This window comes from Caballeronia sp., from assembly GCF_028292365.1.
In the GTDB taxonomy this organism is placed as follows: Bacteria; Pseudomonadota; Gammaproteobacteria; order Burkholderiales; family Burkholderiaceae; genus Caballeronia.
Genome location: NZ_JAQGMM010000263.1, coordinates 1 through 7071, shown reverse-complemented (window position 1 = coordinate 7071; position 7071 = coordinate 1). Strand labels below are relative to the sequence as shown.

Genomic DNA, 7071 nt, shown 5'->3' with positions numbered 1-7071 from the left:
GCCATGGCAACGTGTCTCCTTTGACGGGTTTAAAGGGTTTTGATTTCCCAGCACCAGCCGGCACCGGCCGGCGTTCATCCATTCGCCCTGGCGAGTGGCGGACGCAACGCATGCGGCCGTTCATCTCCTTCGTGCAGCAACCATGCCTGAAGTCCCTCATTGTTGCTCAAGGCCGCAGCCTTTGCGTCCTCCTGGTTATTTCCTTTCAGCTTTTTTCCGCCACGTCTGAGCATAAAATGGCGGACCCGGATCATATCAAGCTCGATTATCGGAAAAGGATGGACATGCCGAACAACCAGGGGCGCGTTTTGCAGAGTGTGGCGACGGCATCGACAACGGGACCAACTGCACCGGCGGACGATGCCGATATGTTCGACCTCGCGCCCGTCTCGCTGTGGCTCGAGGATTTCAGCGCCGTACGCGAGGTATTTGAAGGCTGGCGCGCGCAGGGCGTGGTCGACCTGCGCACTTTCCTGCTTGAAGACCTGGCGCGGATTGCCGAATGCTCGTCGCGCATCCGGGTGATCAAGGTCAACCGGCGCACGCTCACGCTGTTCGGCGCGAAGGATATTGACCATCTGGTGCTTAATCTGGGCGCCGTTTTCCGCGACGACATGCTGCTCACCCACGCAGACGAACTCGAACAACTGTGGTCCGGCAAATCGATGTTCGTGAGCAAGACGGTGAACTACACGCTCGACGGCAAGCGGCTCGACGTCTTGCTGAAAGCGGTAATCCTGCCTGGTCACGAAGCAACCTGGGACCGCGTGCTGGTGACCGTGGAAGACATTACGGAACTGGAGAATGTGCGCCGCAAGGCCGCGCTGAGCGAGCTTTATGCGCGCGGCCTGTTCGAGCATTCGCCCGTTTCGCTGTGGGTCGAGAACTTCAGCAGTGTGAAGGCGCTGCTGGACGATATACGTGAACGCGGCATTGTCGACTTCCGGACCTTTACGAATGTTCATCCGGAATTCATCGAGCGCTGCATGCAGGAAATTCACGTGCTCGACGTGAATCGGCACACGCTGACCATGTTCGGCGCAGCGGATAAAGCCGAGTTGCTTTCACGTCTGGGCGACGTTTTCCGCGACGAGATGGTGAGCCATTTTCAGGAGCAGCTCATCGATCTATGGGAGAACCGCCTGTTCCATCAGCGCGAGGTGGTCAACTATTCGCTGGAAGGGCATCAGTTGCATGTGCATCTGCAATTCTCGGTGTTCCCTGGCCACGAAGCCGATTGGGACCTCGTCCTCGTCGCGCTCACCGACATCACTGCGCGCAAGAAAGCGGAAGCGTACCTGGAGTTTCTCGGCAAGCACGACGCGCTGACGAAACTCAAGAACCGCTCGTTTTACATTGATGAAATGAACCGGCTGGAGCGCAAAGGCCCGTTCCCGGTGACCGCTGTGGCCGTCGACGTGAATGGTCTTAAAGCTGTCAACGATCAGCTCGGTCACGCGGCCGGCGACGCGTTACTGCGGCGCGCGGGAGAAGTGCTCGGCAAGGCGGTGGAGAAGCCGAGCCACGCCGCGCGGATTGGCGGCGACGAGTTCGTGCTGCTCCTGCCCGGCGTGGACGAACGCGGTGGCGCGGCGGTGATCGACAGCATCCGGCAACTGCTCGAGGTCAACAACCAGTTTTACTCGGGCATGCCCTTGAGTTTTGCGATGGGCGCGGCGACCGCGCAGGATGGTGAGCGGCTGGAAGTCATGCTGCAACGTGCCGACGCCGCCATGTACACCGAAAAGCGTGCCCATTACGGCGAGCCCGGGTAAGGGACGCACGCTTCGTTACTTCGTCACGTCATCAATACCCTGGGTGAGCGCCGGGCAAGCCTCGCCAGTCTCCTTGGCGTACTCGGTGGGGTTGTTGGTTTTCATTGCCGCGAAGCGATCGACGGTCGCTTGCGCTTCCTTGTAGCCGAGATTCCACTCGCCGTCGAAATCGGGCGCGGCAGGAAAACTCTTGCGCGTCATGACCTTGAACCTGTCGATTTTCACGCGGTCGATGTGGCAGATATCGGCGGCACCGCGCGCAATGTTGGCGCTCGTGCGTACGCCTTCGGCCGCGAGACTCTGCGGTGAGGGAGCTTGCACCGCGGGATGGCCCGGCGGCAGAGTCTGAGCGGGAAATGGCTGCTGGGCGGGTGCATTTTGTGCGTTGGCGTTCAATGGCAGGACACATGCTCCGCCTGCAATAACGCCTGCAATAGCGCCTGCGATCAGGGTCGGCTTGAGCATTAAATTAAAGGCCGACGCAACGCGGGCCAGGGCTTGCTTGTGAGTCATTCGGTTCCTTGTGGGGGCGCGCAGCCGGGGTCTGCAAAATCCTGCGGAAGTATAGCGAAACCCGGGCGAAACCCCTTGAAACAAGGGTTTTCGTGAGGAAGCCCGCTGCGATGAAGACGCAAATGCCCATGCTAAGATGTTTGCTAACCTAAGGCGCTCTGCACAACAAACGATGAAAACGTCAAGCAAAGTCGCGGCGCGGGTTCGGTCGGTCAAGGTATCGGATATCAAACGAAAATACGACCCGGAACAAACCAAACGCAACATTATCGACATCGCCACCGAGGAGTTCGCGGCGATGGGTTTAAGCGGCGCACGGGTCGACGCCATCGCCGAGCGCACCAATTCAACGAAGCGCATGTTGTATTACTACTTCGGCAGCAAGGAAGGGTTGTACGAAGCGGTCATCGAGGAGGCGTACGGCAAGATCCGCGCGCTTGAACAGTCACTGCATCTCTATACCATGGACCCGCGTGAGGGCTTGCGCGAGCTCGTCGAATTCACGTTCGACTTCCACGACAAACATCGCGATTTCGTCAGCCTCGTGACCATCGAAAACATTCATGGCGCGAAGCATGTCAGCCAGCTGAAAAGCTTCAGGGCGCGCAATGCGAGCGTGGTGAAAACCATCGCGGACCTGATCGCTCGCGGCGTGGCGGCGCGGCAATTTCGCGGCGACGTTGACCCTGTGGATCTGCATCTGTTTATCAGTTCACTGTGTTTTCATCGCATCGCGAACCGGCATACATTCACCGTTGCTTTCGGGCGCGATCCCTCCGGCGCGAGATCGCGGGCCCGGCATCGCCAGATGATTGTCGACGCTGTCATGCGGTTCATGCAGCGCTAGTGCATCGCTCAAGTTGAGCGCCGGAAACGAGCGGATTAAATCCACCGCGCACGCCCCGATTCCGGGCGCCTGACCTATGCTTGAATCATGGCAGTCGACCGGAGTGGAGGGCGCCATGGAGGGTTTAGCGAACATCCTCGTTGGGCTCGCGGCGCTTGCTGCGCTCGCGATAGCCGTGCTGGCGCACGACTGGCGTGACGAATCCCGCGATCGCATGCTGCGTCGCCGCAGTCATGCCGGCTATGGCACCTTGCGCGAATGGTGGCTTCGGCATCGGCACTGAGCGACCTGCTTTGATCTGTTTACGAGCGGTCTTTCCCGAACGGATGAGCCGGGGTCAGTTGCGGGACCATGCGTGGCATTGGATGTATCGACGAAGTCCGGTCGGGCGTGAGTTCGGGCGCGGTATCGAGCGTCCGGTTGCCGGCCTCGTAGGCTTCGATCTGCAGATACAACCGATGAACCGTCTGGAGTTGCGTGTGCGAAAGATGCGAGCTTCGCGCGACCAGCGCAAGCCGTTCGCGCCAGTAGGTGGGCGGCATGATAGGGCACAACGCGTCGTCGATCAGTGAACGCCGCAGCACCAGTTCAAGGTGCGTCAGCTCCTGGTCTGCCAACAGCGCGGAGGGCGCGCCCTGGTGTTTCATGTCAATGAGAGAGTCCATCAATGCCTAACGGCATTGATCAAACATTCTTTAGCGCATTTCAGATCGGGATAAACCCTTAACGAGCGATTCAAACAGTTTGTTCGCTTCATTCAGCTCACTGAATGGGTCTCGACACTGCCCGGTCCAGATCCGCGCGCGCCCGGTTCACCTTGCGTTCCCAAGCCGCTATGTTCAGTTGGTCCGTGCCCTTTTTCCTGGCGCGCGCCAACTCCGCTTCCCAGTCACGCAAACGATTTTTCGCCACGGCCACGGCACTCTCGTGGCGTCTCAGCGCGTCTGCGCGTTTTTGCGCGATTGCGTCGGGCGTGCATTCCGCGTTGGTCTTGTCGAGTTCGGCTTGCAGGGTGTCGAGTTGCGCCGCGTTGTCCTGGTTCAGCGCGGTAGCCATCTGCCTTTCGAGGGCCTGGCGATGGGCATCGCAGGCATCGGTTTCCTGTGACGCGTGAGCGGTCGACAAACACAGGCTTAAGGCGACAGCGGCAAGCAATTTCATAGCGGAATCCGTGACTGACGAGATTGGGCAGGGCAAACGGTATCTATACGGTATTTAACCTGTACGAGATGTGCTCTCGTTCGGTCGGGACGGGGCGGAGTAATAAAGGGTTTGAATTACGCTCGCGTATCCGTTCGTCCGTCCGAGGTCGGCGTATTTTAGCGAGTTTGTGGGGACCGATGGGGCCAATGCGACGGCCATTAATGCCTCGTTGCGTGCTTATGCGGAACGCGTCTTGCGCGACTCTGCTTGAACTAGCCAACCGTTCACATTTTTGCGAGGAATAAGCCGATGCGTTTCGATTACAAGGGTTTTCACATCGACTGTCGCTCCCGGCACGATCAAGATGGCTTGTACTACGCGCAGGCTCGCATGATCCGAATGCCGACAGCGGATGACGCGCATCCGGAAAAGCACGAGTCGGGCGACATCGACGCGTTCGATAACGACGGCGATGCCATCGCGTGCGCGCGGGCATGGGCGCTCGACTGGTGCGACGAGCACGAAGCCGCGGGGCGAGCCTGACGGCAGGCCTGACGCCGAGCCTCGCTGCGCCATCATGCTAGGATCGCGTCCTGCCAACGGGAGAAGCCATGCGTTATATGCACAATGAACATGTCATCGACGTGTTCGTCGAACAACGCGGCACCCGCTGGGACTGGTCCGTGCAGGCGGGCAGCTTGCCGCTGAAGACGAATGCGGGCGAGATGGCGCCGACCAGCAATGTCGCCGAAAACGAAGCGCTGCACTGGGCGAAACGCGAGTTGAACCGACGCTTTCCGGTTGAGCCGGAGTGACGGTTGCGGGCTTGAGCTTGTTCACGAGCGTTGTTTGATGCTGCTCTTCAACGCGCGGTAATGCGGGCTTAAAGTTCCTTGCATTGGCGCCGTTAGTGTTGGCATGGATACCAAAGAACCCACCCCCGAAGCTTCCCGCGACCTCATCCGTGCTGCGGGCGAAACGCTTGAACTGATCTGCCGCCTGCGTGGGGTCGATATAGAAGAGCTCTCCGATGAAGAGCTTGGCGAGTTTTTTTCCAATGCCCTCGGCGATCAGATCATCGGCCCTTGGTGATTGGGACGGACTGCCGGAACGTTATGTCGCGCTGTGGTTTTTCCTTGGCGCGTCCTGATCCGGCTTGACTCCGCTAGTCGAAAATTTCGTGCATTTGGGCCTAAAGTTTCGTCAGTTGAGGCCGTTAGCCGTTGCATGGACACGACCAACCCCACCGCCACCGCGTTTAGAAATCTCGTCATTGCTGCCGACGAGACGCTCCACGTGCTTTGCCGCCTGCGCGGCATTACGATCGACGATTTGTCCGAGGAGGCACTGGAAGCGTTTTTCTTCCAGGCGCTAGATGACGAATTCTGGGTCGGCACGCGGTAAATCGCGGTGAATTGCCGTATATCGCGGTAAGTAGCAGAGCGCACTGATATCCGCCGGCATCGAACGGCGGCTTCTTCCTTTTCCGCTTCTTTTCGCTTCCTTTCCTCTTCCTTTTCTACGCCAGCAGGTCCGGCCGTCTTGTGAAACGCGGATCGGCTAGCCACGCAACAAACTCGTCACGCCACTGCTCGAAAGCGTTCTCGTCCAGGTCGAACACTTCATCGACACGGCCGGCGTCGCGCAAGTACGCGCCCACCACCTGACGCCCGTCCCAATAAGCAACTGCAAAATCGGTCAAGTCCGCGGTCACGCCGCGCGGCTGATCGGTGAGCAGCATCTTGAGCTGAGCCTTGAAAACGGTGAAGGTCGTGGCCATGGTCGGATCCCGGAAAAAAATCGACACCCTGCGAGGCGAAACAGGGCTCGCTAAGAGTAGCGCGTTCCGGGGCGTTCGTGCACGGGGAAGAGTGGTGTACGCCGCTTATGGGCGCGGGGTAGGGTGTGGTTGTCGGAAAAGATGTCGCAGGACGGTAACGATAGAGAAAAGCCCCGCAGCGCAAGGCTTACGGGGCTTGGAAATTCGGTGAAGCGATGCGAGATAAACCGATGGTCCCCCCGGCAGGAATCGAACCTGCATCTAGCGCTTAGGAGGCACTTGTTCTATCCATTGAACTACGGGGAGATGGATATTTCAGCGGACGCCAAGCCTTGTTGAAAGCGGCTTGGACCTGCCCAACGTACGTTTTCGGCTGATTTGCTTCTTCCTAAACGAAGCGCCGTGACGCACTGTGAACCCAGGTATTTCTCGATTTCGAAGCTGCACTTTTGCTATGGTCCGCACTTTTGGCAGCTTACAGCATTGGTAGCGGCGCCAGACCTTGCTGCATAACGGTTTCGAAGCGAGGATTACGGCTTCGATTTTATCCGTCGCCGATCGACGGCGAGCATAGATCCGATGCAGCGGGCAGAGTATATCAAAGACGTTTAAGGCAAAGGGAGCGGCTCTGGCGTGGGTACGTGAACAGGAAAGCGCGATCGACAAAGGCCGAAAAGCCGGCAATCCGAAAACGGTCACGATTGGTACGCTGGTAGAAATAACAGGAAGTGCGCGAAGAGTCGAGGCGGTCGGTCAAGAGAAAGTGAAACGAGGGTTACATTCTTCGGCGACTGCGTACGCTTCTATCGCGTTCGCTCAAAATTGGTGAGGTCGCCCGGTCGCCCGGTCGTCCGGTAAATTCGGAGTGGCGACAGGTTGTGGAACGTTCCATCATGCAATGACGATTCCGAAGGAGCGGGTCTTGGGGAAAATCTTTACGGCGCCGAAAATGACCAAGCTCAGCCAAAAAATCACAACCTTTCTCTGACTCGACAACCATGCCGAAGAAGCCC

Annotated in this window: 12 protein-coding genes and 1 tRNA gene; 8 read left to right on the top strand and 5 right to left on the bottom strand. The window is 58.6% G+C overall.

Translation table 11 applies throughout. The annotated features are described in order from the left end of the window. The first annotated feature begins 368 nt into the window (after positions 1-368). On the top strand, positions 369-1775 hold the full coding sequence (locus JWR14_RS16700) for a sensor domain-containing diguanylate cyclase (RefSeq protein ID WP_299708710.1): 1407 nt from the start codon (positions 369-371) through the stop codon (positions 1773-1775). 15 nt (positions 1776-1790) lie between these two features. On the opposite strand, the gene JWR14_RS16695 is transcribed toward JWR14_RS16700, so the two are convergent. Then, positions 1791-2288 (bottom strand): hypothetical protein, encoded by a 498-nt coding sequence (locus JWR14_RS16695; protein ID WP_299708707.1) that lies wholly within the window; start codon positions 2286-2288, stop codon positions 1791-1793. 172 nt (positions 2289-2460) lie between these two features. Here JWR14_RS16695 and JWR14_RS16690 point away from each other — a divergent pair, with 172 nt between their 5' ends. Both JWR14_RS16690 and JWR14_RS16685 read left to right on the top strand, forming a co-directional pair. After that, on the top strand, positions 2461-3135 hold the full coding sequence (locus JWR14_RS16690) for a TetR/AcrR family transcriptional regulator (RefSeq protein WP_299708704.1): 675 nt from the start codon (positions 2461-2463) through the stop codon (positions 3133-3135). A 115-nt stretch (positions 3136-3250) separates the two neighbouring features. After that, positions 3251-3418 (top strand): hypothetical protein, encoded by a 168-nt coding sequence (locus tag JWR14_RS16685; RefSeq protein ID WP_299708701.1) that lies wholly within the window; start codon positions 3251-3253, stop codon positions 3416-3418. Positions 3419-3437: 19 nt separating this feature from the next. On the opposite strand, the gene JWR14_RS16680 is transcribed toward JWR14_RS16685, so the two are convergent. After that, positions 3438-3800: a hypothetical protein gene (locus JWR14_RS16680; RefSeq protein ID WP_299708698.1), complete on the bottom strand. Its 363-nt coding sequence runs from the start codon at positions 3798-3800 to the stop codon at positions 3438-3440. A gap of 97 nt (positions 3801-3897) precedes the next feature. Continuing rightward, a complete protein-coding gene (locus JWR14_RS16675) occupies positions 3898-4296 on the bottom strand; it encodes a DUF1090 family protein (RefSeq protein ID WP_299708695.1) in 399 nt (132 codons plus the stop codon). Between the two features lie 291 nt (positions 4297-4587). Between JWR14_RS16675 and JWR14_RS16670 the strand changes: the two genes are divergently transcribed. From JWR14_RS16670 to JWR14_RS16655, 4 genes are all read left to right on the top strand, one after another. Further along, positions 4588-4821 carry a hypothetical protein gene (locus JWR14_RS16670; protein WP_299708692.1) on the top strand — a complete coding sequence of 78 codons (234 nt, stop codon included), beginning with the start codon at positions 4588-4590 and terminating at the stop codon, positions 4819-4821. A 68-nt stretch (positions 4822-4889) separates the two neighbouring features. After that, entirely contained in the window at positions 4890-5093 is a 204-nt protein-coding gene (locus JWR14_RS16665; protein ID WP_031361269.1) for a hypothetical protein, read from the top strand. A 103-nt stretch (positions 5094-5196) separates the two neighbouring features. Then, positions 5197-5370, top strand: coding sequence for a hypothetical protein (locus JWR14_RS16660; RefSeq protein ID WP_299708683.1), 174 nt, complete (start codon positions 5197-5199; stop codon positions 5368-5370). 135 nt (positions 5371-5505) lie between these two features. After that, on the top strand, positions 5506-5682 hold the full coding sequence (locus JWR14_RS16655) for a hypothetical protein (RefSeq protein WP_299708681.1): 177 nt from the start codon (positions 5506-5508) through the stop codon (positions 5680-5682). A 115-nt stretch (positions 5683-5797) separates the two neighbouring features. Here JWR14_RS16655 and JWR14_RS16650 read toward each other — a convergent pair whose 3' ends face one another. Together JWR14_RS16650 and JWR14_RS16645 are read right to left on the bottom strand one after the other, a co-directional pair. Continuing rightward, complete coding sequence (locus JWR14_RS16650) at positions 5798-6058, bottom strand: hypothetical protein (protein ID WP_299708678.1); 261 nt, start codon at positions 6056-6058, stop codon at positions 5798-5800. A 231-nt stretch (positions 6059-6289) separates the two neighbouring features. Beyond that, positions 6290-6364: transfer RNA gene (locus tag JWR14_RS16645), tRNA-Arg, on the bottom strand. A 473-nt stretch (positions 6365-6837) separates the two neighbouring features. Between JWR14_RS16645 and JWR14_RS38570 the strand changes: the two genes are divergently transcribed. Beyond that, the gene (locus JWR14_RS38570; protein WP_366144551.1) at positions 6838-6960 is read left to right on the top strand and encodes an Arc family DNA-binding protein; all 123 of its coding nucleotides are present in this window, start codon (positions 6838-6840) and stop codon (positions 6958-6960) included. The last annotated feature ends 111 nt before the right edge of the window (positions 6961-7071 follow it).

Excerpts from the sequence above, each read along its gene's own strand:
- JWR14_RS16685 (WP_299708701.1), top strand. The coding sequence starts at position 3,251 with ATGGAGGGTTTAGCGAACATCCTCGTTGGGCTCGCGGCGCTTGCTGCG.
- JWR14_RS16660 (WP_299708683.1), top strand. The coding sequence starts at position 5,197 with ATGGATACCAAAGAACCCACCCCCGAAGCTTCCCGCGACCTCATCCGT.
- JWR14_RS16670 (WP_299708692.1), top strand. The coding sequence starts at position 4,588 with ATGCGTTTCGATTACAAGGGTTTTCACATCGACTGTCGCTCCCGGCAC.
- JWR14_RS16680 (WP_299708698.1), bottom strand. The coding sequence starts at position 3,800 with ATGGACTCTCTCATTGACATGAAACACCAGGGCGCGCCCTCCGCGCTG.
- JWR14_RS16650 (WP_299708678.1), bottom strand. The coding sequence starts at position 6,058 with ATGGCCACGACCTTCACCGTTTTCAAGGCTCAGCTCAAGATGCTGCTC.
- JWR14_RS16695 (WP_299708707.1), bottom strand. The coding sequence starts at position 2,288 with ATGACTCACAAGCAAGCCCTGGCCCGCGTTGCGTCGGCCTTTAATTTA.
- JWR14_RS16675 (WP_299708695.1), bottom strand. The coding sequence starts at position 4,296 with ATGAAATTGCTTGCCGCTGTCGCCTTAAGCCTGTGTTTGTCGACCGCT.
- JWR14_RS16690 (WP_299708704.1), top strand. The coding sequence starts at position 2,461 with ATGAAAACGTCAAGCAAAGTCGCGGCGCGGGTTCGGTCGGTCAAGGTA.
- JWR14_RS16700 (WP_299708710.1), top strand. The coding sequence starts at position 369 with ATGTTCGACCTCGCGCCCGTCTCGCTGTGGCTCGAGGATTTCAGCGCC.
- JWR14_RS16655 (WP_299708681.1), top strand. The coding sequence starts at position 5,506 with ATGGACACGACCAACCCCACCGCCACCGCGTTTAGAAATCTCGTCATT.
- JWR14_RS16665 (WP_031361269.1), top strand. The coding sequence starts at position 4,890 with ATGCGTTATATGCACAATGAACATGTCATCGACGTGTTCGTCGAACAA.